General features: G+C 43.2%; 23 protein-coding genes and 1 riboswitch. Of the genes, 17 read left to right on the top strand and 6 right to left on the bottom strand.

Features of this window, described 5'->3' with window-relative positions:
- Positions 1-18 precede the first annotated feature (18 nt).
- Together ACVA58_RS07915 and ACVA58_RS07910 are read left to right on the top strand one after the other, a co-directional pair.
- On the top strand, positions 19-540 hold the full coding sequence (locus ACVA58_RS07915) for a chalcone isomerase family protein (protein ID WP_446509896.1): 522 nt from the start codon (positions 19-21) through the stop codon (positions 538-540).
- 54 nt (positions 541-594) lie between these two features.
- Positions 595-1,095, top strand: coding sequence for a DUF3833 domain-containing protein (locus ACVA58_RS07910; RefSeq protein WP_446509895.1), 501 nt, complete (start codon positions 595-597; stop codon positions 1,093-1,095).
- 51 nt (positions 1,096-1,146) lie between these two features.
- On the opposite strand, the gene ACVA58_RS07905 is transcribed toward ACVA58_RS07910, so the two are convergent.
- Positions 1,147-2,838, bottom strand: coding sequence for an ATP-dependent endonuclease (locus ACVA58_RS07905; protein ID WP_446510142.1), 1,692 nt, complete (start codon positions 2,836-2,838; stop codon positions 1,147-1,149).
- 224 nt (positions 2,839-3,062) lie between these two features.
- On the opposite strand from ACVA58_RS07905, the gene ACVA58_RS07900 reads away from it, so the two are divergent.
- On the top strand, positions 3,063-3,455 hold the full coding sequence (locus ACVA58_RS07900; RefSeq protein WP_446509894.1) for a VOC family protein: 393 nt from the start codon (positions 3,063-3,065) through the stop codon (positions 3,453-3,455).
- 93 nt (positions 3,456-3,548) lie between these two features.
- Here the strand turns inward: ACVA58_RS07900 and ACVA58_RS07895 are convergent, their stop codons facing one another.
- Positions 3,549-4,502, bottom strand: coding sequence for a YeeE/YedE thiosulfate transporter family protein (locus ACVA58_RS07895; protein WP_446509893.1), 954 nt, complete (start codon positions 4,500-4,502; stop codon positions 3,549-3,551).
- A 168-nt stretch (positions 4,503-4,670) separates the two neighbouring features.
- On the opposite strand from ACVA58_RS07895, the gene ACVA58_RS07890 reads away from it, so the two are divergent.
- Positions 4,671-6,434 carry a bifunctional metallophosphatase/5'-nucleotidase gene (locus ACVA58_RS07890; protein ID WP_446509892.1) on the top strand — a complete coding sequence of 588 codons (1,764 nt, stop codon included), beginning with the start codon at positions 4,671-4,673 and terminating at the stop codon, positions 6,432-6,434.
- Between the two features lie 370 nt (positions 6,435-6,804).
- Here the strand turns inward: ACVA58_RS07890 and ribB are convergent, their stop codons facing one another.
- Together ribB and ACVA58_RS07880 are read right to left on the bottom strand one after the other, a co-directional pair.
- A complete protein-coding gene (ribB, locus tag ACVA58_RS07885; protein ID WP_446509891.1) occupies positions 6,805-7,482 on the bottom strand; it encodes a 3,4-dihydroxy-2-butanone-4-phosphate synthase in 678 nt (225 codons plus the stop codon).
- A 158-nt stretch (positions 7,483-7,640) separates the two neighbouring features.
- A riboswitch (FMN riboswitch) is annotated at positions 7,641-7,814 on the bottom strand.
- Positions 7,815-7,907: 93 nt separating this feature from the next.
- Positions 7,908-8,852 carry a hypothetical protein gene (locus tag ACVA58_RS07880; protein ID WP_446509890.1) on the bottom strand — a complete coding sequence of 315 codons (945 nt, stop codon included), beginning with the start codon at positions 8,850-8,852 and terminating at the stop codon, positions 7,908-7,910.
- Positions 8,853-9,122: 270 nt separating this feature from the next.
- On the opposite strand from ACVA58_RS07880, the gene ACVA58_RS07875 reads away from it, so the two are divergent.
- The 10 genes from ACVA58_RS07875 to ACVA58_RS07830 all read left to right on the top strand — a co-directional run bounded on the left by ACVA58_RS07875 (position 9,123) and on the right by ACVA58_RS07830 (position 18,778).
- Positions 9,123-9,314, top strand: coding sequence for a hypothetical protein (locus ACVA58_RS07875; protein ID WP_446509889.1), 192 nt, complete (start codon positions 9,123-9,125; stop codon positions 9,312-9,314).
- Positions 9,315-9,624: 310 nt separating this feature from the next.
- Positions 9,625-9,906: an HlyU family transcriptional regulator gene (locus tag ACVA58_RS07870; RefSeq protein ID WP_446509888.1), complete on the top strand. Its 282-nt coding sequence runs from the start codon at positions 9,625-9,627 to the stop codon at positions 9,904-9,906.
- 441 nt (positions 9,907-10,347) lie between these two features.
- Positions 10,348-11,904: a Re/Si-specific NAD(P)(+) transhydrogenase subunit alpha gene (gene pntA / locus ACVA58_RS07865; protein WP_446509887.1), complete on the top strand. Its 1,557-nt coding sequence runs from the start codon at positions 10,348-10,350 to the stop codon at positions 11,902-11,904.
- A 10-nt stretch (positions 11,905-11,914) separates the two neighbouring features.
- Complete coding sequence (gene pntB, locus ACVA58_RS07860; protein WP_446509886.1) at positions 11,915-13,291, top strand: Re/Si-specific NAD(P)(+) transhydrogenase subunit beta; 1,377 nt, start codon at positions 11,915-11,917, stop codon at positions 13,289-13,291.
- A 256-nt stretch (positions 13,292-13,547) separates the two neighbouring features.
- Positions 13,548-14,987, top strand: coding sequence for a sensor histidine kinase VxrA (gene vxrA / locus ACVA58_RS07855; protein WP_446509885.1), 1,440 nt, complete (start codon positions 13,548-13,550; stop codon positions 14,985-14,987).
- A complete protein-coding gene (locus ACVA58_RS07850) occupies positions 14,962-15,624 on the top strand; it encodes a response regulator transcription factor (protein ID WP_446509884.1) in 663 nt (220 codons plus the stop codon). Before vxrA ends, ACVA58_RS07850 begins: the two co-directional genes overlap by 26 nt.
- Positions 15,625-15,629: 5 nt before the next feature.
- Positions 15,630-16,493, top strand: a complete 864-nt coding sequence (locus ACVA58_RS07845) for a DUF2861 family protein (RefSeq protein ID WP_446509883.1) — start codon at positions 15,630-15,632, stop codon at positions 16,491-16,493.
- Between the two features lie 101 nt (positions 16,494-16,594).
- The gene (locus ACVA58_RS07840) at positions 16,595-17,824 is read left to right on the top strand and encodes an NnrS family protein (RefSeq protein ID WP_446509882.1); all 1,230 of its coding nucleotides are present in this window, start codon (positions 16,595-16,597) and stop codon (positions 17,822-17,824) included.
- A 66-nt stretch (positions 17,825-17,890) separates the two neighbouring features.
- Positions 17,891-18,061 carry a YoaH family protein gene (locus tag ACVA58_RS07835; protein ID WP_446509881.1) on the top strand — a complete coding sequence of 57 codons (171 nt, stop codon included), beginning with the start codon at positions 17,891-17,893 and terminating at the stop codon, positions 18,059-18,061.
- Positions 18,062-18,262: 201 nt separating this feature from the next.
- Positions 18,263-18,778: a phosphohydrolase gene (locus tag ACVA58_RS07830; protein WP_446509880.1), complete on the top strand. Its 516-nt coding sequence runs from the start codon at positions 18,263-18,265 to the stop codon at positions 18,776-18,778.
- A gap of 61 nt (positions 18,779-18,839) precedes the next feature.
- On the opposite strand, the gene nadE is transcribed toward ACVA58_RS07830, so the two are convergent.
- Positions 18,840-19,676, bottom strand: a complete 837-nt coding sequence (nadE, locus tag ACVA58_RS07825; RefSeq protein ID WP_446509879.1) for an ammonia-dependent NAD(+) synthetase — start codon at positions 19,674-19,676, stop codon at positions 18,840-18,842.
- 182 nt (positions 19,677-19,858) lie between these two features.
- Here nadE and ACVA58_RS07820 point away from each other — a divergent pair, with 182 nt between their 5' ends.
- Both ACVA58_RS07820 and ACVA58_RS07815 read left to right on the top strand, forming a co-directional pair.
- Positions 19,859-20,380 (top strand): nicotinate-nicotinamide nucleotide adenylyltransferase, encoded by a 522-nt coding sequence (locus ACVA58_RS07820; RefSeq protein WP_446509878.1) that lies wholly within the window; start codon positions 19,859-19,861, stop codon positions 20,378-20,380.
- 50 nt (positions 20,381-20,430) lie between these two features.
- Positions 20,431-20,892, top strand: a complete 462-nt coding sequence (locus tag ACVA58_RS07815; RefSeq protein WP_446509877.1) for a hypothetical protein — start codon at positions 20,431-20,433, stop codon at positions 20,890-20,892.
- A 14-nt stretch (positions 20,893-20,906) separates the two neighbouring features.
- Here the strand turns inward: ACVA58_RS07815 and ACVA58_RS07810 are convergent, their stop codons facing one another.
- The gene (locus ACVA58_RS07810) at positions 20,907-21,542 is read right to left on the bottom strand and encodes a hypothetical protein (RefSeq protein ID WP_446509876.1); all 636 of its coding nucleotides are present in this window, start codon (positions 21,540-21,542) and stop codon (positions 20,907-20,909) included.
- A 214-nt stretch (positions 21,543-21,756) separates the two neighbouring features.
- On the opposite strand from ACVA58_RS07810, the gene ACVA58_RS07805 reads away from it, so the two are divergent.
- Entirely contained in the window at positions 21,757-23,148 is a 1,392-nt protein-coding gene (locus ACVA58_RS07805) for a histidine kinase sensor domain-containing protein (RefSeq protein ID WP_446509875.1), read from the top strand.
- Positions 23,149-23,189: the final 41 nt, after the last annotated feature.

The following is a 23,189-nucleotide window of genomic DNA, read 5'->3' as shown; positions in this document are numbered from 1 at the left end:
CCCTTACTAGGGGGATGTATGAAACAGGTATGCTCCAATTTAATTCGTACTGTTATTGTTGCCAGTTCCTTTTGTTTCTTTTCATGGAGTGTTCACGCTTCGTCACCTTGGCAGGCTTGGCCTGCGGTCGGTGATGCGCGATTAACGTGGGGGCCATGGGTTATTTATGATTCAGAATTACGCTCACCTGATGGTGTGTATCAGGGGGAGGGAGACAACCTCGCGCTCGTTATTCGGTATCACCGCAATATTGATAGTAAGGATCTGATTGAGGCGACTGACGATCAGTGGCGTCATCTTGGGATCAGTTCATCGAAACGTAGTCGTTGGACAAACCAATTAGAACAGATATGGCCCGATGTGAAGAAAGGAGACCGATTGATATTTGTTATGAATGGCAACCAGGGGGCTTTCTTCCAAGGGAATCGTCAAATTGGTGAATTACAGGATTTCGAAATGTCTCAGTCATTCCTTCATATCTGGCTATCGCCTAATACAGCATACCCAGAAATCCGCTATCAATTAATTGGTAAACGCTAGGGCTCAACAACCATGAATTTGACTAAAAGAATTGGGCAATTTGGGTGGCTTGTGATGTGTCTGATTGGACTATTAGGCTGTAGTACCTCTATCAATGACTATCAGAATACAAAGCCGGTGTTCAACCTGTTCAGTTATTTTGAAGGTGACATTACCGCTTGGGGAATGTTGCAGGACCGAAGTGGAAAACAAACAAGGCGATTTACTGTTGATATCAAAGGAACGGTAGTAAATGACACGCTAACACTTGAGGAAGATTTTGTCTTTGATGATGGCGAGGAGCAACGTCGTGTATGGGTGATAACCCAACACACCGATGGTTCGTATACAGGTCGTGCAGATGATGTGGTTGGTGAGGCGAAGGGAGTAGCCTTGGGCAATACATTACACTGGCAGTATGTACTACGTGTTCCAGTCGATGATACAACCTACGACATTACCTTCAGCGATTGGATGCATTTACAAGATGAAAAGCATTTGTTCAATACAGCAAAAATGACTAAATGGGGATTCTTGGTCGGAACTGTGACATTGTTCTTTGAAAAGCATAACTGATTTCTTTCCGATAGATGGGCTTTATATATTTAAATTGCCTGGGTATAGGAATTAGTTTTGCCCTCTTGACATAGCAACAATACGTTTGAGGATCCACCTAAGTAACAAAGGGATATTGTCGACATTTTCTTGTTCAATAAATTTTATCATTGCCAAGGCAACATCAGGTTTAGCTTGTCGTTTCAGTGCTCGTTGAATGATTTTTTTCGGAGCAACGGGAGACTCGATTGGAATGTTGGCCAGTTCTCTAAACAGTGGTTCAAAACCGTTGAAAAATAGGAAATGCTCAATATCCTTCTTGGGTAATACGGTTAGCCGGTGGCGTTCCGCTTCATTTCCCAAAATACTCCTAACAGTATCTGCATATTTTTTACCTGCCATATCTCCATCAGCAACCATATGCCATTCAATACCAAAGTGGCGTGCCACCTTAATGAGCGGTTTTAGTCCACTTTGTGCAAACTCGATGATCTGCACTCCTTCTGCCGCTAGGTTATAGCCACATATTCGTGCCAGTTCATTAAATAGCCAAACCTCGGTTTCTCCTTCAACCAGAAGCCATGCGCGCGCAAAGAGAGCACTGGGCCGATGAACGCGCAGGTGGAAAGTGACACGCCTCTCTTCGTCTCGACTAAGCCGGTGTTCAATAATGGAGTACACTTTGGTTTTGTTTGGTTTTCTAATGAGTTTACATATGCTTTCTAACGGCACAACGGAGCAGAGATCAGGGCTGTTTGTGGTCAGTATTTTCTGCATCGGCATTTTACTGATAAATGTCCATGCTTGGTGAAGAATCGTTGGATGTAATCGACCCTCTGGATCTTCAAAGATCATGATAGGTCTTGAAATACGTTTTAGTTCAACAGGACCTCGTGCGCGAATAAATGCGTTAAGCAGCCCCATCAATACCAATCGACTTTGCTTGGTGGTTTCAGGCTCCGTGAGTTGTTCCAGAGGATTAATAGCGTATTGAGCCCGATCAGGGAAGTGAGCCCGATCGAAGCTTGGACTGCGATAATGTGGCGTGAAAGCAAAATAGTGATCAACCAGTGTATGTAGTGCATTGATGCTGCTTTTAATTTCAGCTTGGCTGACATGGCCGGGTTTTGTCATTAAGCGTCGACATGTATTATCGAGCCTTCGCTGGATCCGTGTATTATCATCGCTTCGTCGGTCTGTGTTACCGTTGCTATAGCCGTTACCATTACTGGTACTTACGGTTGAAGCACTGTTTGGCGGGTATTCTCTTAGCCGACGAGCATCACGTATTCTTACGATTGGGTGTAATACCATTAATTGTTTTGCAAGTTTTTCATTATCGTCACAATCAATGGGTTCTCCGTGTTTATTGAGGAATCGGCGCTGTGTCGTAATTTTGTCATCTTTGACGCTACTAGTGATTTGGTAGAACAGCTCCTTGCATTGTTCTTTGCTCGTTTTCACCCAAACTGGAGAAAAAGCTTTGTAACGTCTTGCCTTATGCTCACCGGGGTAATCTTCCTGCCAATGAAGGATGATATTAAGGTGACTCATTTTGGCATGGCCGGCGCTGTAATCGACATGAAAGTCGTCATATTGAAAGGTATGAAATGTTGCATCTGGTGAAAGGGCAATGTCGAGAGCATCCAGTAAAGAGGACTTACCCCACGCATTTTCGCCGATGAGAACAGTGAGCTCATCGAATGACAGTGATAATCGCTTAATACCGCGAAAGCCAGAAATTTCAATGCGTTTTAACTGCATAGCCACCTCATAGATGAACAGGAACAAACACAGACACTCCAACGTTTGTTAACCCTATACTTTAAGCCTATCTCATAAGGCCGAGAACTGGCGATGTATTTGTCACAATATTGAAAATTAACTACTTGAAAGGGAAAGGGAAACTGCTTGTTGTCTGATTATCGAGTTGTTATAGTCAGCTACCAATATAAATACTAACTTATTGATTATCAAGGAGATGTCAGATGGCTAAAATTATTCACTCAATGGTACGTGTCGGTGATTTAGATAAGTCATTGAAATTCTACAAAGAAGCATTGGATCTGGATGTTGCTGAGCGCCTGGACTTTGAAGGCTTTAGCTTGGTTTACCTGCGTAATGACGAAAACGATATGGAGCTAGAGCTGACGTGGAATGAAGGTACTGACAGTTATTCTCACGGCAGTGGTTATGGCCATATTGCCGTTGCGGTTGATGAGTTAGAATCTGAGCACAAGAAGTTGGAGCTGCTAGGCTATGAGCCTGCGGACATTAAAGAATTCTTCCGTGATGGCCAGTTGTTGGCGAAGTTTTTCTTTGTTCAGGACCCTGATGGCTACAAAATTGAATTCTTACAACGTCATGGACGCTACCAATAATTGATTGATAGCGTTTGCAGTAACATTATAGTGTAGATAAAACCACGCTACTCCGGCGTGGTCTTATATCCATCTACATTAATATTCAAATAGTTACTTATCCATATTCGTATTAGGCTTTTTCTTTTGAGTTATTCGCTTATAAACTTTTCTGATCGCTAGTCCCGTTGCTATACCGATGATGATAAATAAAATGGCAACCGCACCTGATGGAGAAAATGCCGGTAAGGCGATGAGGAGTTGTGAATCATTACCACCTAAGGCCAATGAAGCGCCAAGCCCCATAATAGTACCTGCAAAAAGGTGGGCAAGAAGCTGCTTAATGCGAAATTTGAAATCACTCAGTGGAAGTCTGCTTTTAGAGCCAATAGCCATACCAGCCACCAAACCAGCAATGATGAAATATCGTTCAAGTGCAGGCCAATTCTCTGAACTTCTGTGATAAAAACTATAAGAGATATCTTTCAGCAATTGGCTTGGTGACCATTGTGGTTCGATAAGGGTTAAGAGGCTTGCTGTTATTCCAAAGAACAGTACGCCGTACATTAGCATGCGTCGTTCGGTTGAAGTTTGAATAACAGTGATAAATAGCATCAACAACAGAGGGATCAAAATGGGTAATATGGGGGTATGTATTTCGTTAAGTGGCTGGTAACTAATGGGCGGAGTTAGTGTAGGTAGTAATAACCAGCCAGCGATCCAACCAATAATGGTTGCCAACATATAAAAATGACCACTTGCCAGCTTGGAGATAGTCGAAATTGAGCAGCCTTTGTTTAAAGCGGCGCCAAGGCCAAATAGCAGCCCACCCAATAAAAAATGAAAGGTACCGTCAAAGCGGTTGGCCAAGAACGGAACCCATTCCTTTCCAGTAAAGGGAACAATGAGCCAATACCAGAAACCACAGCATAGTATTGCATATAGGAATGCAGGGCGGCGGGCAATTAACTCATGTACTCCGCGTACCATACATAGACCAGTCCGCTGGGCGAGAAAGCCTACTAAGGCGGCAAGCAAGATTGCGACTATTGATAGCACCACCATCATCCGCCTGTTATTGAATTAATATAATTTTAAATATAATACGGAATTCCTAATGTGATCTGGTTGACGATGTTTAATGCAAACATTCAATATGCACTCATAAAAATCTGAGAACGAACGGGTTTTGATATAAGATAGGGTTTCCCTATCTGTGGAGGCCAACAACGCTTTATGACACAACATCATCGCTCGGCAAAGATAACTATTGCCCACATTAATGATACCCACTCACACTTTGAGCCATCAACCATTGCTCTGCAGATCCCTTTGAATACTGCTGAATCACCAATGTCGGTGTTTGCAAGTTGCGGAGGTTTCTCTCGGGTATCTTCCGCGGTGAGAGAGGCAAAGAAACAGGCTCTATTACAAGGCCGTGAGTTTATGTTTGTTCACGCGGGTGATTGTTTTCAAGGTACTTTGTTCTTTTCGCTATACAAAGGTGTCGCCAACGCAGATCTTCTCAATACGATACAAATCGATGCCATGGCACTGGGTAACCATGAGCTCGATATGGGAAACCAGATGGTCGCTGACTTTATGGATCTGGCTCATTTCCCTTTGTTAGCAGGTAACTGGGATTTGTCTGAAGAACATCAGAGTAAGCCTAATCCCCTGCAGCCTAAACCTAACGTATTGGCATATGACAATGAAAATGAGCATGCGCAATATCTCGTCAAGGATGTTGATGGGGAGCCCGTAGCCATGTTTGGGTTAGCAATTGAAAACATGGCGGGTATCGCGAACCCGGATCCAGACACTCAGTTCCTCAATGTGTCGCTGGTAGCACAGAGAACAGTAGATGCTATTCGTCGAGCAGGGATCAATAAAATTGTTGTCCTAAGCCATCTCGGCTATGAACGCGATTTGGAATTGGCGGAGCAAATTGACGGTATTGGAGCCATAATTGGCGGCCACACCCATACGATGCAAGGTGACTTTAGTAATATTGGTTTCAGTGTATCTGACGAGTATGCGCTACAGATTAATGGTACCTGCGTTGTTCAGGCTGGCTGCAACGCATTAGCTCTAGGTCAACTTGAGCTTGATTTTAATTCTGACGGCTCGATAGCAAGCGTTGCTGGCAATAATAAGCTACTACTGGGGCGGCAATTCACTGTAGATGCCAGTCGAAGTGAACACTTAGACGACTCAACTCACCAGATGGTGAAAGACTACCTTTATGCACAAGGTAATATCCGTTTCTGTGTTAAAGATCCGCATGTAGAGAATTTGCTAAACCAAAATTACAGACCAGCGGTTCGAGAACTGCAGACTAAAAAAATTGCTGTGCTGACAGAACCGTTGCGCCACATTCGAATTCCAGACCAAAAAGGTCCTAGCCAAATTGCACCGCTAGTGGTTGATAGCTTCGTTTGGTCTTCAAGGCAGCGTGGGCATGCAGTGGACTTCGGTATTCATAATGCGGGCGGGGTGAGAGCTTCATTGCATGCAGGCCCGATCACTGCCGCAGATATATCAGGTCGCTTGTTGCCATTTGCAATTGGATTAATGGTTTATGAAGTCAGTGGCAATCAATTACGCGCTGCGCTTGAAGGGGCTATTAATAATGCCATTGATAATGGTGTTGAAGGTACGGGTAGTGGCAGCTTTCCTTATACCTCTCGATTGAAGTATACCTACCGATGTTGTGCCCCCGAAGGGCAGAGGATTGAGGAGTTAAGGTTGTATAAAAACGGTGGTTGGGAAGATGTTCAAGACGAAGTGATATATTTGTCAGTGTCTTCTGGATATACAGCAACAGGAAAAGAGGGCTATGGTGCGCTGGTAAACACCAAGGTTGAGCCTATCCCTTTGAATATTACGATGGCTGATGCTTTTGAAGAGTACGCTAGAAACCGAGAAACGTTCGGTGCTTTTGAGCAGACAATGATCAATTATATCCCGTGTGGATGCGAACAAGAGCATGTTGCTTAGACTAGGATCTCTTCTTAGCTCAGAAAATCATATTAATCCGGTAGGTCATCTACCGGATTTTTTATTTCTAATAATAGGTACTCTGTTGATAATGAGATGTTGGTTACAGCTTTTATTTGTTGGCTGAATTTTATCATGTCTTTGTGGTCATAAATATTGGCTAATACATTGTGAAGTAAGATTGATTTAATCTGGGGTCAGGGATGAATAAAGACTGGAGTGATGTCGCTATGATAGTGGGGTGGGTATCAGCATGGGGATTACTGATACATTTCATGCCTTCAGCAGGGATGTAGAACTTAAATTATATACCCAAGTCACTTTGGTATATTGCCGAGTATTATCAATACTCGGCAATTATGAAAAGCGCTTAAGCGGTTAATGTCTCAACGGATTCAAAATTGGCGACTTCTTTGGCCAAGCGATAAGCCGCAAGATCTTCAATAGTCAGTACTGGCATATTGTGTAGTTTGCCGAACTCAATAACTTCAGGTAGACGCGCCATAGTACCGTCTGGGTTCGTCAGTTCACAAAGCACACCGTAAGGCTTCATACCTGATAAGCGCATTAGATCGACTGTTGCTTCGGTATGGCCGCGACGAGCTAATACACCTTCTGGGTTTGCCTTCAATGGGAATACGTGGCCAGGACGACTAAGGTCGGCAGGTACAGCATTATCAGCAATGGCTGCGTGGATCGTTGTTACACGATCAGCGGCGGAAACACCCGTTGTAACACCCTTAGCAGCTTCGATTGTGACGGTGAAGCCGGTCTGGTTTGCACTGGTGTTGTTTTCTACCATCATTGGCAGTTCAAGCTGTTTAACACGCTCGTCAGTTAAGCACAGGCAAACGATACCTGAACACTCACGGATCATCAGTGCCATCTGCTCGCTGGTTAATGTTTCCGCTGCAAAAATGATATCGCCTTCGTTTTCACGATCTTCATCGTCAACAACCAATACGCCGTGACCTTGGCGGATAGCTTCGAGACCAGCTTCAACACGTTCAAATGCAGAGCCAAATGGGGTAAGTAGAGACTGATTCATGGTAAGAAACTCCTAAAATAAATATTTACCAGAATCAGGGCATGGAAAGTCAGCAAGCACAGTCACACAAGTAACTGGCAGGAAAAGATACACAGCATTACTGGAAGTGACAATGCTGTATAAAAGATCCTTGTCCATTTGATAGACAAGTACTGTACTGAGATCCTCTTTCATCCGGACTATAACCGTCGGCTCTGGATTGGAAAAGCGATGCCTTCTTGTACCAGATCTGCTGACCTTATGACTTGATAAATCAAGTCATAAGCGCTCGCGGGCTTTCCTTTTTAAGGACTACCGCCGGTGGGGAATTTCACCCCGCCCTGAGAATTCTTTTGCACTATAAGGAAAAGAAAAAATACGCGCAAGGTGAAGAGAGCTATTTATTTGATAATTTTGACATCAGGCATTCAACCGAGCACCAAATGCTATTTTGTGTTGTTGGTTTGAGGTGAAAGATGACGAGTTGTAATGTAGTTGTTTATCAACCTTACGAAGAGAGGTAGCGCGTAAGTCGGAATTTGCAGCGCACCCAATAGAATAAGAAAGTCAGGACCTAAAGACGTACCAGCAACGGTAAAAGTTAAAAGTACATTTCGATTTGATGAAGTAATAGCGGCTAGTAGTGCAATATCTTTACCTTGACGTAGGTAAAATAAAATGCTGGAAAGAAAAAATAAGAAACAAACACAAAAAGAGATTATAACGAAATTTACCGCGATAGAAGGGTTGCTATTAAATGCTTCTCTTAATGGGCCAACAAGACCAAATGGAAAAGCAAAAACCAAAAGAATGGTAATTTGGGATAATTTGCTGTGAATCCGAGTTAAGGTGGGCCGTGGAACAAAATGGTAGACCAATGCAGAAAATGCCATAGGGCAGACGATGAAAACAATCAAGCGTATGAGATAGCTAGCAATGTCTAATGAAAACTCATCGTTTTGAAATAAAAACAGGTTTACGTATAGAACGAGTGGCATTATAAGTGTGGTTGCAATTGTCATTGCCATTGCAGTTAGCGCATTTAGCCCAATTGAACGTGCAATGGCGGGCGTGGCAAATAAAGAGCCTGTCGCTGAGACGGAAGCGATGGCGATTAGCAATGAATCAGAAGCGCCGAATAAGATTGCAAGCGAGCATGATATCACCGTCATCACCACACTATGGAGTAATGTGTAAATCCAACAGCTTTTCTCTTTCAATACTTTCAGTAAAGCTTTTTGCTCGATGCCAAGAAGCGTGAATAGCATGAGAAAGAACAATACATAAGGTAAAGCAGGAAAGACTACCAGTGAAGCCTCTGGCCAAAGGAGGCCAGCAAAGGTCGCCACTATAAGTAAAACCGATGAATGTTTAGAGATAAAGAACAGCATCGAAAAATTCCATAATAACTGCGTGTTGATTTATTGTTACGGGAAAAGCGATTGATGTGCAAGGTAATAGCTCAATAAGCAAAAAATATTCAATTAATGTTTGTTTATTCATAAACCTCACATGATTTTTCAGGTCACGAATTTCCCTTGTAACATTTAATTAACGCATTATAAAAACTAATCTTTTTGTGGAATTATTGTCATTTTTGGTTGCGATTCAATCAGCATAAAATAACTACAGTTGATTAAAAATACTAACGAGAGGCAATCATGGCACAGGCAATGAACTTTGACACCATCGCAACCCCAACCGCAATGGACAAAAAAGCCTATGCGGTAACTTTCAAAGGATTGATTGCACACGCATTTGATATTGTATTTGTGCGTAAAGGAACTACAAAACAATACAACGTTTCAGACTTACCTGCACACATTCAAAAAGATATCGGTATGTACCGTTAAGCAAGCGGATGATGGGTATAAAAGACTTCTAAAGCGCTGGTTTTCCGGCGCTTTTTTGTATTTGTAAATTATTTTTTGTGCTGACCGGCGAGTGATGCTGTGTAGTGTAATGTCAATGAATATGGTGATTATCAAACCTTATCTGAATGCCGTGCAAAATAAAATATCGCCACAACTGATCTAGTAGCATTAGCCAACTGAGTTAGTACTGAAGGAAGAGATCTCCAAGAATTTAATCTTGCTTTCATTTTTTTTTATTAGATTATGGCATCATGTCACTGTATCAAAGCGATTTTTGGAGATAATTGAAGTGGGATTCTTCTCAAAGTTATTTGGATTTAGCAAGCAAGAAACAAAAGCTACTGATGTGGAGCCGGTTGAATACAATGGTTATTTGATTTATCCAGAGCCGAAGGTTGAAGGGGGGCAGTTTCGTATTGCTGGGCGAATTTGCAAGCAGTATGGAGACGAAGTGAAAACACACGTGTTTGTCAGGTCTGATCTGTTATCTTCCAAAGCAGATGCTGAGTCTTTTATGATTAATAAAGCGAAAATGTTTATTGATCAAACTGGCGACAATATGTTCGGTTGATTTATTCTCTGGCCTGCTAGTTTTCTCTACCACTAGCAGGTATTCCCAAACGGTAGAGAGAGCTGCAACGAATGTATGTAGTGCAACACTCATCAGGGAATGGTGATTGTTTTAGTATCCTTCAATGGACAACCTCATTTCCCTGGCGTTTAAAACGACAAAAACACTATTCAGACTGCTGATGATGGATTTTTATCAAGCCAAATTAAGAAAAGTTAGTGATTTATGCATTGTTGAGTGCATGCATTATTAACTTTATTTGTGGTTTGACCTCTGTCCAGGTGTTATAAACGTTATTTTCTTACTGTTAGAAGGTAACATTTGTTATGTATGACAATGCTTATGTAATTTAATTTTGTATTTTGACTACAAATTGCTTGATATTATGTTCGTGGTTGGATAAAAAATTGTTACTTATTTGCCGTAATTTAGGGATTAATAATGCAAATTGGTGTACCTAAGGAAATACTCGCCAATGAAACGCGAGTAGCTGCGACGCCGAAAACGGTTGAACAGCTGTTAAAAATGGGGTTCAGCGTCGTTGTTGAGACAAATGCGGGTATTCTTGCAAGTTTCGATGACGCTGCATATGAAGCTGCAGGAGCGACAATTGTGTCAACAGAAGATGTTTGGTCTTCTGACTTGATATTTAAGGTGAACGCTCCTCAATTAAATGAGCAAACAGGTGTCGATGAGTTTGAGTTGATGAAAGATGGCGCTAGCATTGTTAGCTTCATTTGGCCTGCTCAAAATGCTGAACTACTCGAAAAGCTTTCTAGCAAAAACATTAATGTGATGGCGATGGACTCGGTTCCACGTATCTCACGTGCTCAGGCATTGGATGCATTGAGTTCGATGGCAAACATCGCAGGCTATCGTGCTGTTGTTGAATCTGCGCATGAGTTTGGTCGCTTCTTTACTGGCCAGATCACAGCCGCAGGTAAAGTTCCACCCGCTAAAGTATTAGTTGCAGGTGCAGGTGTTGCAGGTCTTGCTGCTATAGGTGCTGCAGGTAGCTTAGGTGCTATTGTTCGCGCATTTGATGTTCGACCTGAAGTTAAAGAACAAGTCGAATCAATGGGCGCAGAGTTTTTAGAAGTGGACTACCAAGAAGACACTTCTACTGGCGATGGTTATGCCAAAGAAATGTCTGACGAATTTAATAAAGCAGCCGAACGTCTATACGCAGAGCAAGCTAAAGACGTCGATATAATTATTACTACCGCTCTTATCCCCGGTCGTCCTGCTCCTAAATTGATCACCAAAGAAATGGTAGATTCAATGAAGGCGGGCAGTGTAATTGTTGACCTTGCTGCGGCAAATGGCGGTAACTGTGCGTATACCGAGGCCGATAAAGTTATCACCACTGAGAATGGTGTGAAGATTATTGGTTATACAGATATGGTTGGCCGTCTTCCTACTCAATCGTCGCAATTGTACGGTACAAACCTCGTCAATTTGGTAAAACTTCTTTGTAAAGAAAAAGACGGTAACATTGATATCGACTTTGAAGATGAAGTGTTACGTGGCTTAACCGTGATCAAAGAAGGCGAAATTACTTGGCCTGCGCCACCAATCAAAGTTTCTGCAGCGCCTCAGCAGCAAGCTCAACCTGTTAAAGCTGCGGTTGAAAAAGTAGAAGAGCCAACATCTCCGGTTAAAAAATATGGCTTTATTGCCGCAGGTATCGCAGCGTTTGCTTGGTTAGCTAACTATGCCCCTGCAGAGTTCCTTGCTCACTTTACGGTTTTCGTTTTAGCCTGTGTTGTGGGTTATTACGTGGTATGGAATGTTACCCATGCACTTCATACTCCCTTGATGTCAGTTACTAATGCCATCTCAGGCATTATTATCGTTGGTGCATTGTTGCAGATTGGCCAAGGGATAGGAGTTGTCACCTTCCTTTCCTTTATTGCCGTCTTAATCGCGAGTATCAATATATTCGGTGGATTCACCGTTACCAAGCGCATGCTTGAAATGTTCCGTAAAGATAAATAAGGAGTAACACATGTCTGCAGGAATCGTACAAGCGGCATACATTGTTGCTGCGGTACTATTTATCATGTCGTTGGCGGGTCTTTCTAAGCAAGAAACTGCACGTTCTGGTAACTATTACGGTATTGCCGGTATGGCAATCGCTTTAATTGCAACGATTTTCGGCCCTGATGCTCAAGGTACTGGCTGGATCATCCTAGCCATGATCATTGGTGGTGCAATTGGTATCTACTACGCGAAAAAAGTTGAAATGACCCAGATGCCTGAACTGGTGGCTATCCTTCACAGCTTTGTGGGTATGGCAGCGGTACTGGTGGGTTTCAATACTTACTTAGATCATGGTGAGTTAACAGGTGCACTGTTAAATATCCACTTGGTTGAAGTCTTCCTTGGAGTGTTCATCGGTGCGGTAACATTTACCGGATCGGTTGTCGCCTTCGGTAAATTAAGCGGGTCCATTTCATCAAAAGCACTAATGCTGCCACATCGCCACAAGTTAAACCTTGCGGCTATTGTTGTGTCGTTCTTGCTAATGGTGATGTTTGTAAAAGCAGAAGGTTCGATCTTCGCACTGATTGTCGTGACATTGATCGCTTTTGCTTTTGGTTACCACTTAGTTGCTTCAATTGGTGGTGCGGATATGCCAGTGGTCGTTTCAATGCTGAACTCGTATTCGGGTTGGGCTGCGGCAGCCGCAGGTTTCATGCTAGCGAATGACTTGCTAATAGTAACAGGTGCATTGGTTGGTTCTTCTGGTGCAATTCTGTCTTACATCATGTGTAAAGCTATGAACCGCTCATTTATCAGTGTGATTGCGGGTGGGTTCGGTAATGATGGTGCAGCTCCGGCTGAAGATGTTGACCATGGCGAGCACCAAGAGGCATCGGCTGAAGAAGTCGCTGAAATGCTGAAAGATGCACGTTCTGTCGTTATTACTCCAGGATACGGTATGGCCGTTGCTCAGGCTCAATACCCAGTACATGAGATTACAGATAAACTGCGTAAGAAAGGTGTGAATGTACGTTTCGGTATTCACCCAGTTGCGGGTCGCTTACCAGGCCATATGAACGTTTTGCTTGCAGAAGCAAAAGTGCCTTATGATATCGTGCTGGAAATGGATGAAATCAACGATGACCTTGGTGAAACCGATGTTGTCTTGGTTATCGGTGCCAACGATACGGTTAACCCAGCAGCGATGGAAGATCCAAATAGCCCAATAGCAGGTATGCCAGTGCTTGAAGTGTGGAATGCGAAACATGTGATTGTGTTTAAGCGTTCGATGAATACGGGTTATGCCGGTGTCCAGAACCCATTGTTCTTTAAAGAAAATTCACAGATGCTATTCGGCGATGCGAAAGATTCTTGTAATAAAATTCTTGAGCATATTTAAGCAACAAGTGGTTAAACTCTGTTGATAGTAGAAAGGGAGCCTAGTGCTCCCTTTCTTTTTGTTTGATACATTCTCTCCATTATCATCTAACGCTATAATTGTTTGTTAGTTCGAATAAAATAGAGATAAGATTAAGTTTTTACATGTAACTGTCGATTTTCTATGGAGAATGTTTACATGATCGAATGCACATTTATCCATCAGGCTAATGACAAAGCCCTGACAAATCGGGAAAGCGGGGTGATAGACTTCACTTATGAAAAAATTCGTCTTACTGTTCTCACTGCTGTTTGTCGGCACCAATACTGCGTCAGCAGAAAACTTACCCGAGCGCTTAAACGGCGTTCGAGCAGAGCTATTAGCAAGTGAATCAGTAGCGACTTATGATTTCAGAAAACTACAGGGTCAATTCCCTACGCAGCTGTTGCTACCGTCTTCGTTGTTACCGCAGTCAGCAACGTATCCGCTGAAATCTTTACAGCGTTTATATAATAGTTCATTGTCCTGTAAAGGACCTTGGCCTGTGACACCGCTGTTGACTCAGCCGTTGGTCTTTACTCGTGCGATTTGTAATAACACGATTTTACCTATCGGCTGGTTTGCGAGAGCTGGATATATTCACCCAGGTGGTGGAAGTTATGCATCAAGATATTTGATTAAGCATCCGGATCTTGATGAAAAGCTGGGGGACTTCCTCCATATTCAAGAGCGCGATTTAGCGCCGACGAACACCGCCTTAGGGCGGTTACAGCGGATGAGTCGAGATGAGATTCAGGTATATATTGCTGGTGCAGAAGCATTTATCTCTAATGGTGAGTTATGGATCCGTAATGGCAATGAGTTCCATGTGTATGACCAACCTCGGTGGTCTCCGGTCCTTAGCCAATTTGATGTTAACTTCACTCGATTGAATACAACCAGCTTTTGCATACTCAAAAGCGGCAATATTTGTTGGGAGGAAGAAGATAAATCACATCTGACTTTCTACCTTTTGGTCGGTTTGTTGGTAATCAACATCAGCTTGTTGTTTGGCTGGGGGTTTTATCGGTGGCGTATTCGCCGCAGGGCGATGCAGGAGCGCATGCTAGTCCTTCAAATACTCACCCATGAACTGCGAACACCCATTGCAAGCTTGGCGATGACTGTAGAGGGATTTCGTAGACATTTTGATGCGCTACCAGAAACCCTATATGATGAGTTCAGGCGGTTGACCGAGGATTCTCGACGCTTAAGACAACTTGCAGAGGCAAGTAAAGATTACTTACAGGCGAATCAACAAGAGCTAAGTGTACAACATGTTGATTCTTTTAATGAATGGGTTGAGTACCTGAGTGAGCCGTATGAAGCCACACTGGATCTTGCTGAGGATCGCCCTGTAGATGTAAATATATATTGGTTGGGCACTTGTATCGACAATCTGTTGTCTAATGCCCACAAGTATGGCGTTAAGCCTGTAAAATTAACATCATCGTATTCGAGCGGAAAACTTATTGTTAGCGTTTCAGATAACGGCCAGCTCGGTGCTAAAGACTGGGCAAGATTAAGAAAGCCCTTTGTCAGCGAGCGCGGATTAGGGCTTGGGCTGACAATCGTAGAATCGATGATCCGAAGAATGGGAGGGCGAATGAAGTTAGTTGGCCCTCCGACCACTTTTATATTGGAGATACCGTGTGAATCAAACTCTGCTTCTGGTTGAAGATGACCGCAACCTTGCTGATGGTTTACTCGAGAGCTTAAGAGGGGCAGGTTACCACTGCCTGTACGCTGATTGTGCGTCTAATGTTGCTGAGCATTGGGCTCAAGCAGATCTTGTCGTACTTGACCGTCAGTTGCCTGAAGGGGACTCCCTCAGCTATCTGAGTGATTGGTTGAAGATAAAACAGCTGCCAGTGATCCTGCTTACTGCAATGGTCTCTGTTACCGATAAAGTCATTGGGCTAGATTCGGGTGCTAAAGATTACCTCACGAAACCGTTTGCCGAAGAAGAGCTGCTGGCGAGAATTCGCCTTCACCTTCGTTCTGGTGCACCTGAAGCGGCACCGAGTAATACGGTGACCGTTGGGGACATTATAATCGACTTGGATAGCCGTGAAGTAAACCAATCGGGTGACGCTGTCACTTTGACGCGTACTGAATTTGAGCTTTTGGTGTTCTTGGCGAAAAATGCTGGACGTGTATTTACACGTGATGAGCTACTTGATCAGGTCTGGGGATATAATCATTATCCGACAACGCGGACGGTTGATACGCATATTCTTCAGCTGCGCCAAAAGTTGCCAGGCATTGAGATCGAGACATTGCGTGGTGTCGGTTACCGAATGAAGTCTGCGTAAGTCGGATGTCCAATTTTTCCGTTACCTGTTCATTATTGATTTTGCATTCGGCGCTATGGGCGCCGAATGCTCTAGCGAACTGGTTTGTGTCACAAGATCTGATTACCATGGCGCACCAAAAGTTGCTCGAGGGTAAAACCAACGAGAGCTTTGGCGCAATGGTGCAAGCTTGGCAGCAATCGCCCAATATTGAATATCAAAATAACCTCAATGATCTGTTACAACTGGCAATCACTGAAGATTGTGGGCGTAGCCTCGATGCCACGGCTTTGCCGCCTTGGCTATCGAGTTTAATTATTCAGCGAGAAATGGTACAGAACCAAAATCAGGTATTACCGCGTTTGGCTATTACTGGTACATCAGACCAGCGGATCACCAACATCGATTTTATTCGCTGGCCTGAACAGTCAGTTCTTTCCGCAACTCCTAATACGGGAAAAGGTGGCTACTTTGCTATCGAAACCAAAAGGTTAGAAAAAGCGAGCAGTGAAGGGGTGTACCAGATGATCATTAGTGCCGATGGCGAAGAAAGCTATAAAACCTGGGTTTTGTTAACTCGCCCCTTGGGTAAACAACGAATAGGGTGGGTTGATAGCCAAAACTGGCGGATTGAACAAAATGGCCTTCCTGATAAAGCGTGCCCGTCACCGGTACTTTCAATGAATATCTACGATCTCAATGATACATCGTGGACCCCGTTATGGACGGAGAATGTTGATGGAAAGCTCCCAACGACTCTGCCTGATGTTGATCTGCCTGATGGACGGTACTGGTTGAGTGTCGGTATTGTTCAAAGTCGCTGGCAGGGGGAAATAACCATCCGCGATATTCAAAGTATTACTAGACCTGTAGAACATTCAGAAATGTGATTTTCAGATCAAGACCGTGATTATATTGGTAATTAAGCGTGTCTGAAATTTATATTTAAAGATGTATTTTCATTGCAACTTTAAAGGTGTATTATTTATGCATGTTTAAAGTGGGTAATGAAACCATGATGCAAATTCTAGATAGCGAAAAAGAGCAAAAAATACTGCCGTTGTTTCGCTTAGCATTCCGTCCGTTTTTCTTAGCAGCCAGTATGCTGTCTGTTGTATCTATGCTGCTGTGGGGGCTTTTCTGGGCCGGAAATGTCTCTTTAGCAAGCTATATGTATAGCAATCCTGTTTGGTGGCATAGCCATGAAATGCTGTTTGGTTTCACTGGTGCGATTATTATCGGTTTTCTGTTAACCGCCGTACAAAACTGGACTGGCAATCCTGGTGTGAGGGGGGGGAAACTTGCGGCTATCTTTGTATTTTGGCTTGTTGCCCGATTGGGTATGTTTACAAGCACCCCAAACGTTATTTGGATGATTATTGATTTGGCCTGGATGCCTTTGGCTGCAGGGTTTCTTGCCTATCCAATTATTATTCGCCGGCAATGGAACAATTTGTTTTTTGCACCTTTGATTGTTTTGATGACGGTACTTAACGCATTATTCCACCTTAGTGCGTTGGGAATGACTGACATTCCATTACGCACAATTTCGTTCGCTACGGTTATGGTGATCAGTGTTATCGTCCTTGTTGTCGGGGGCAGGGTAATCCCTTTTTTCACTTGGCGTGGCACTCAGACAGAGCAAATTACGCGAATCGCATGGTTAGAGCTTGGAGCATTGGTTCCAAGTTGGTTGTTGCTGATTAATGTGCTGCTGCCAATACCAAGCCATATTTCACAAGTGACATTACAGCTGTTATTTGCTGTTACTGGGATTATGCATCTCATTCGCTTTTTGCGTTGGCGCAGCCTGTCAACGCTTCGTGTGCCATTGCTATGGTTGCTACACTTCGCGTATTTAGCAATGGTTATCGGGTTACTGTTGTTCGCCATTCACTATTCGTTCGGGAGTGTGAATTATAGCATTGCGCTTCATACCCTTACCGTTGGTGGTATCGGGTGTATGATCCTAGCTATGATTGCTCGTGTATCTTTGGGTCATACTGGCCGGGCATTAGAGATTAAACCTATCATAGTGGTTGCCTTCATTGCTTTGGTTTTAGCGACGCTTGCCCGTACATTGCTTATTGCCATGCAACCAGCACTGACTATTCAGGCATATGTTATTTCGGCTGGGCTATGGGCTTTAGCCTTTGCGATTTTCACTGCTGTATATTTCCCTATCTTATCTAAAGCTCGTGTAGATGGCCGCCCGGGTTAAATAGCAGGTGACAATATCGGCACAAGTCAATACACTATGCGCTCATTAATTTCGGGTAAATGAATTATGCTCAACAACGGTCCGTCACTGACTCATGCACAGCAACAAGAAGCAGCCGATAAGATCCATGAACTGATGGCTCAAGGGATCAGCAGCGGTGAAGCTATCATGATGGTGGCCAATGCAATACGTGAAGCTGAAGCGAAAAAAGCCGAGTCGGAAAGCGATCAGGAATAATTTGTCTTATCCCTGAAACGAATATTTGAAACGGGTGCCATTTGGTGCCCGTTTTTTCATCAAATCGTGCAATAAATCTCATTTGTTTATTACAAAGTGAGTAAAATCTAACGTTGAAAGAGTGAATCACACCCTTGCTTTCACTTTGGCCTTATTTAATGGGGTGTGGTCGTTGTCAGGTTTTAGATGAAGGAGGGAAGGATGAACAACCGTTACCTCAAGGCGCGTACTTTGGCCCGGGCCAAACACAAAGATCAAATGTACGGTGACGTCCCATATTATATCCATCTCGATGCCGTTTCTCGCTTAGCCAGTCCGTTTGGCACCGATGCGATGATTGTCGCGCAGCTGCATGATGTACTCGAAGATACTGAAACATCGATAGATGAGCTTGTTGCTGACTTTGGGTTTCTAGTTGCTGATTCGGTCAGCTATATGACGGATGACAAGCTGGATAGTAGGCAAGAAAGAAAGCTGCACGTTAATCAGCGTTTGGCTACATTGGACACCGTTGAAGAAGCGGCAAGAATTGCTTTAATTGTTAAAGCCTGCGACCGCTTAGCAAATGTAAGAGCTAGCTTGTATAGTAATCATCATTTTTACCAGATCTATCAAGAAGAGCACCATGCATTCAAGCAGTCGGTGTACCGCAAAGGATTATGCGAAGCGATTTGGTGGGAACTCGATAACCTATTGCGCTTTTCCGAAGCATCATAAAAAAAGGGCTCAGAAATGAGCCCTTTTTCGTTTTAATGTATAACGTGGCAAAATGTGAATATTATTCTTCGTCGTAAATTGTCGGGATCGGTTGACGCTTATGTTGCGTGGCTTGGTAAATCCCAACCAAACGATTGGCAACAGAGTGTTCAACTTCTTTGCCTTCAAGGAAATCATCGATTTGCTCGTAGCTGATGTTTAGCGCATCTTCGTCAGCTTTTTGCGGCGCAAGTTCTTCAAGATCCGCTGTTGGTACCTTAACTACAAGTTGCTCTGGTGCACCTAATCTTGCGGCTACCTGACGGACTTGGCGCTTATTTAGGCCAAAGAGAGGGGCAAGATCACAAGCTCCATCACCAAATTTAGTGTAAAAACCGGTAATATTTTCGGCAGAGTGGTCTGTACCTAATACTAGACCGCCGACTAAGCCGGCAATTTCGTATTGTGCAATCATGCGTGTACGGGCTTTTACATTGCCTTTTACGAAGTCGATAGCCCCTTGGCTCTCGGGAACAAGGCCGGTGCCATCTAGCGCTAATAGAGTACTAGCGTGAGTACCATCTACACCGTCTTTGATGTTTACGCTGACTGAATGGCTAGGCTTGATAAATGACAATGCGAGTTGCGCTTCATCTTCATCTTTTTGCTCACCATATGGTAAACGAACGGCAATGAATTGATAGTCATTGGTTTGATTGGCAGTATTCAAGCCTTCAATAGCGAGTTGTGCCAGGCGGCCAAGCGTAGTTGAATCAACCCCGCCGCTGATACCCAAAACCAGTGATTTACATCCTGATTGTTTGAGTTTCTTCTGAATGAACGCAATTCGACGTTCAATTTCAAAGTCCGTATCAATTTCTGGTAATACGCGCATTTCGTCGCGGATTAACTGTTCCATAATGAATCAATCCTCAGGGGCTTGCCCAGTTTGTAACCATATAGCGTTATTTAATGCAAAAAATAGATGAAATGCATTAAACCTTTTGCAAAATATGCGATAACTCTATGTAAGGATCAATCCTCTTACGTTAAATAAGTAAAATAATCAGTAAAACGGCACAAAAAAAGGACATTACAGCCATGACAGCATCAATTGCCATTTTCGGTAGTGCATTTAATCCACCAAGTCTTGGCCATAAGTCAGTCATCGAACGTTTGACGCATTTTGATAAAGTCATTTTGCTTCCTAGCTACAGCCATGCTTGGGGTAAACAGATGTTAGACTACGATGCTCGCTGTAAACTCGTAGAAGCATTTATTGAAGATTTGTCGCAAGATAACATCGAACTATCTACGCTAGAGCGAGATATGGCGGTCGGGGATGAAGCAATAACGACGTTTGCGGTGCTTGAAACCCTAGAAGGTATTTATCCTGGATCAAATTTAACTTTTGTTGTTGGCCCGGATAACTTTTTAAACTTCGGAAAGTTCTATAAATCCGATGAGATAATTCAGCGCTGGCAGGTACTTGCATGTCCTGAAACCGTAAAGGTTCGTAGTACGCAAATACGCGAGCATATTATCAATAGTTGCGAAATATCACATTTAACAACCGGTAATGTCGCTAAAATGCTTTATGATAATAAGTGGTATGCCAAATAGGCTTTGCTGGGTGTTGATTGTTTTATGGTGAGTTTGGTTAAGTAGTAATTATGGTTGTATTGGCTTTATCTTCTGGCTTGCTTTTATCAACAGTGTACTTTAACACTTCAACATGTATTTCTGCTGTTGTCTGTTCTCCATCCGAGTTATATGAAGTCCACCAACAACCTGAGGTTAGTCCTGCGCCTGTCATGAGTGATTGGAAACCCGCAGAGCAGCCACAAGAGAGCTTTTGGGATAATTGGGCTCGAGAACTCGACTCTCCATTTTTGTCTTCGAATGTATCATCTAGTTTTTATGGGTTAGGTGTATGGATGCCTGATAAATTTGCTGAAGATGATTTGCTGGATGTGGAAGAAGTTAGAGATCTGATAAAAAAGTATGGTTTACAAATGAGCTTTGGTATTGGTGGAGAAAAAGGTCAATCACCAAGGCTGAGATTTGACTATCGCTGGCACGAAGACCGTAACTTCGAAGATGTTTTTATCCAGGTGGAGATCCCTTTCCAATAACTATTATCTATACGTTACTGCTCAATGACTTTAGAGGCGAGTTTATTCGCTTCATATCCATCCAGTTCAGTTTTATTAAAAGAGAGTGATTCTATTACGGGGAAATGCTCTCTCATCAAGGCTTGATCCCTGTCTATGGCATAGCTGTGATGTACAACACCAAAACCACTAGGGTAAGGTGTATTCCACAGTTGACTGTTTGCAACCAAGCTTGAGGTGATAAACTGTCCAATATAGGTCACTTGGTTTGCTGTAATGTTGAAGAATATGCCTAGGTCGTCGTTTGATTTGGAGCGAACAGATTTACGTCCGTTAGTTCCTTTGAAGAGGACTTGGTTTATTTCATATCGGCCTACCGGTAAAGCCGTGACGAAAATCTGACCTTGATCTGTTTCCGATTGGAAATCTGTGTTCTTTGTTTTTGGGATAGTGGTTAAGGTAATCTGGTCTGACTGACCGGCAGGGCGTATGAATAGGGTGGTGCTGATCCCTTCTCCCGTAGATGGCCATTCGGTTGTGACGCCAAGGCTACCTGCAAGGTAACCCTTATCGGCATTGGAGTTAGCCAAAGTGTCGGGAACATCTAGGCGAACACCGGAGGTGCAACCCCAGATGAATAAACAGAATGTCAAAATAGTAAAGTTTTTCATCCTTTGCTTCCTTGCAAACATCTCTTCCAATATAGCCACAGTAATTAAACATTATACATAGCGAATAAGACAGTTGTGTAAACTAAATTTGTTATTTTGATGCTTAAATTTAGTTAAACAGAGTGCCATATTGCCGTATTTGCCACATTTGGGCTTGGATTGCCGAAACGACTGAATATTGCTCGTAGTATATGTTAACCTAGCAAAAAAATTCATGTTATTTGTAATGAGTCGTATTGTTATTCACAAAATTAAATCTGCATTTTGTCTCGGTGATCGAGATGGTTTAGCTTTCAAGCTATTTTCTTCATTTGCTATCAGCCTGTTTATTATTCTTTTGCTGCAGAATCTTGCTGAAGCAGCGATGATCAGGGTGCTGTTACATATTCCGGATAAGATCAGAACAGAAATGGTTGAGCTAGCTTATCAAGCGGAAGTGAATGTCACCGAAGGTGATATGGATGAACTTGCTGATTGGGAGCGGGGACAGAAGTACTACTTATTTGTCTTAGACGCTAATCAGTATGCTGTCAGTGGCAGAGACATGCATCCACATTTTGAGTTCAAGCTTCAATATGCTCGGGATATAGATACGGTTTTCGATAATGAGGTTAATCAGCCTATTATTGCCATTCCGTTGCAGACGGGGCATACGTTAGTCATTCAGTTTCCCAACAATCATCATCCCGCACGGTACTTTACCTACTACTTTACCATTATAAAGGTAGTAATAGCTGGCTTGATCTTAGGCGTTTTGTCTCTGCTGTTGGCTCGGTATTTACAAAAACCACTCAATAAGCTTCAAGGTGCTAGTCATCGTCTAGCGGAAGGCGATTTCTCGGTAAGGGTGAGTCATGAAGTCGGTGATACTGTGACGGAATTCGCCGCATTGGCAAATAGTTTTGACCATATGACGCGTCGAATAGATGCGTTATCTGAAAAACAAAAATGCTTGATTAGAGATGTGTCACATGAACTAAAAACACCTTTAGCACGTCATGACTTAGCCTTACACCTACTAAGAAGGAAGCTACCTCTAGAGCATCATGGTTTGCTAGACCGCCTGGAGCGTGAATCTACCGAGATGAACGAGTTGGTGAGTGAGATCCTTGAATACAGCAGGCTTGAAAATGCCAGTTATCAGTTAAGGCTGGCGCCGACAGACTTATCCGCACTCTGTGTGCTGCAAGTCGATAAGATGCAAGATAGTTTAATCGGGCAGCAAACACTCGGTTTCACTGGGGGAAGCGTGGAACGGCTTGCATTAGTCGATAACAGCCTCACACTGCGCATATTAAATAACTTAATTGGTAACGCCATTAAGTATGCTGGAGAGCAAGCAAAGATCTGTGTATCCGTCTGGGATGTGGAAGGGACAGGTCTCGAGCTTTGGGTTGAAGACTCGGGGAATGGGATATCAGCTAAACATTTAACATCAATATTTAGCCCGTTTACCCGGATACAGTCGTCTCGTGAAAAGCAATCCGGCGGATACGGGTTGGGATTGGCTATTGTTAAGGAAGCTGCAACTCTCATGAATGGCTGCGTGGATGCGGAAAACTACTCTGAGGGTTTTCGAGTCAAGGTTCAGTTACCAAAAGCGTAATATATAAGTAACTAGAGTATATAAAAGAGCCCGATGGTCGA

It is taken from the genome of Photobacterium sp. DNB22_13_2 (assembly GCF_052873915.1).
Note: the sequence above shows the minus strand (reverse complement) of the source record. Positions and strands in the feature narration are given on the sequence as shown.

Excerpts from the sequence above, each read along its gene's own strand:
- ACVA58_RS07915 (WP_446509896.1), top strand. The coding sequence starts at position 19 with ATGAAACAGGTATGCTCCAATTTAATTCGTACTGTTATTGTTGCCAGT.
- ACVA58_RS07910 (WP_446509895.1), top strand. The coding sequence starts at position 595 with ATGTGTCTGATTGGACTATTAGGCTGTAGTACCTCTATCAATGACTAT.
- ACVA58_RS07905 (WP_446510142.1), bottom strand. The coding sequence starts at position 2,838 with ATGCAGTTAAAACGCATTGAAATTTCTGGCTTTCGCGGTATTAAGCGA.
- ACVA58_RS07900 (WP_446509894.1), top strand. The coding sequence starts at position 3,063 with ATGGCTAAAATTATTCACTCAATGGTACGTGTCGGTGATTTAGATAAG.
- ACVA58_RS07895 (WP_446509893.1), bottom strand. The coding sequence starts at position 4,502 with ATGATGGTGGTGCTATCAATAGTCGCAATCTTGCTTGCCGCCTTAGTA.
- ACVA58_RS07890 (WP_446509892.1), top strand. The coding sequence starts at position 4,671 with ATGACACAACATCATCGCTCGGCAAAGATAACTATTGCCCACATTAAT.
- ribB (WP_446509891.1), bottom strand. The coding sequence starts at position 7,482 with ATGAATCAGTCTCTACTTACCCCATTTGGCTCTGCATTTGAACGTGTT.
- ACVA58_RS07880 (WP_446509890.1), bottom strand. The coding sequence starts at position 8,852 with ATGCTGTTCTTTATCTCTAAACATTCATCGGTTTTACTTATAGTGGCG.
- ACVA58_RS07875 (WP_446509889.1), top strand. The coding sequence starts at position 9,123 with ATGGCACAGGCAATGAACTTTGACACCATCGCAACCCCAACCGCAATG.
- pntA (WP_446509887.1), top strand. The coding sequence starts at position 10,348 with ATGCAAATTGGTGTACCTAAGGAAATACTCGCCAATGAAACGCGAGTA.
- pntB (WP_446509886.1), top strand. The coding sequence starts at position 11,915 with ATGTCTGCAGGAATCGTACAAGCGGCATACATTGTTGCTGCGGTACTA.
- vxrA (WP_446509885.1), top strand. The coding sequence starts at position 13,548 with ATGAAAAAATTCGTCTTACTGTTCTCACTGCTGTTTGTCGGCACCAAT.
- ACVA58_RS07845 (WP_446509883.1), top strand. The coding sequence starts at position 15,630 with ATGTCCAATTTTTCCGTTACCTGTTCATTATTGATTTTGCATTCGGCG.
- ACVA58_RS07840 (WP_446509882.1), top strand. The coding sequence starts at position 16,595 with ATGTTTAAAGTGGGTAATGAAACCATGATGCAAATTCTAGATAGCGAA.
- ACVA58_RS07835 (WP_446509881.1), top strand. The coding sequence starts at position 17,891 with ATGCTCAACAACGGTCCGTCACTGACTCATGCACAGCAACAAGAAGCA.
- ACVA58_RS07830 (WP_446509880.1), top strand. The coding sequence starts at position 18,263 with ATGAACAACCGTTACCTCAAGGCGCGTACTTTGGCCCGGGCCAAACAC.
- nadE (WP_446509879.1), bottom strand. The coding sequence starts at position 19,676 with ATGGAACAGTTAATCCGCGACGAAATGCGCGTATTACCAGAAATTGAT.
- ACVA58_RS07820 (WP_446509878.1), top strand. The coding sequence starts at position 19,859 with ATGACAGCATCAATTGCCATTTTCGGTAGTGCATTTAATCCACCAAGT.
- ACVA58_RS07815 (WP_446509877.1), top strand. The coding sequence starts at position 20,431 with ATGGTTGTATTGGCTTTATCTTCTGGCTTGCTTTTATCAACAGTGTAC.
- ACVA58_RS07810 (WP_446509876.1), bottom strand. The coding sequence starts at position 21,542 with ATGAAAAACTTTACTATTTTGACATTCTGTTTATTCATCTGGGGTTGC.
- ACVA58_RS07805 (WP_446509875.1), top strand. The coding sequence starts at position 21,757 with ATGTTATTTGTAATGAGTCGTATTGTTATTCACAAAATTAAATCTGCA.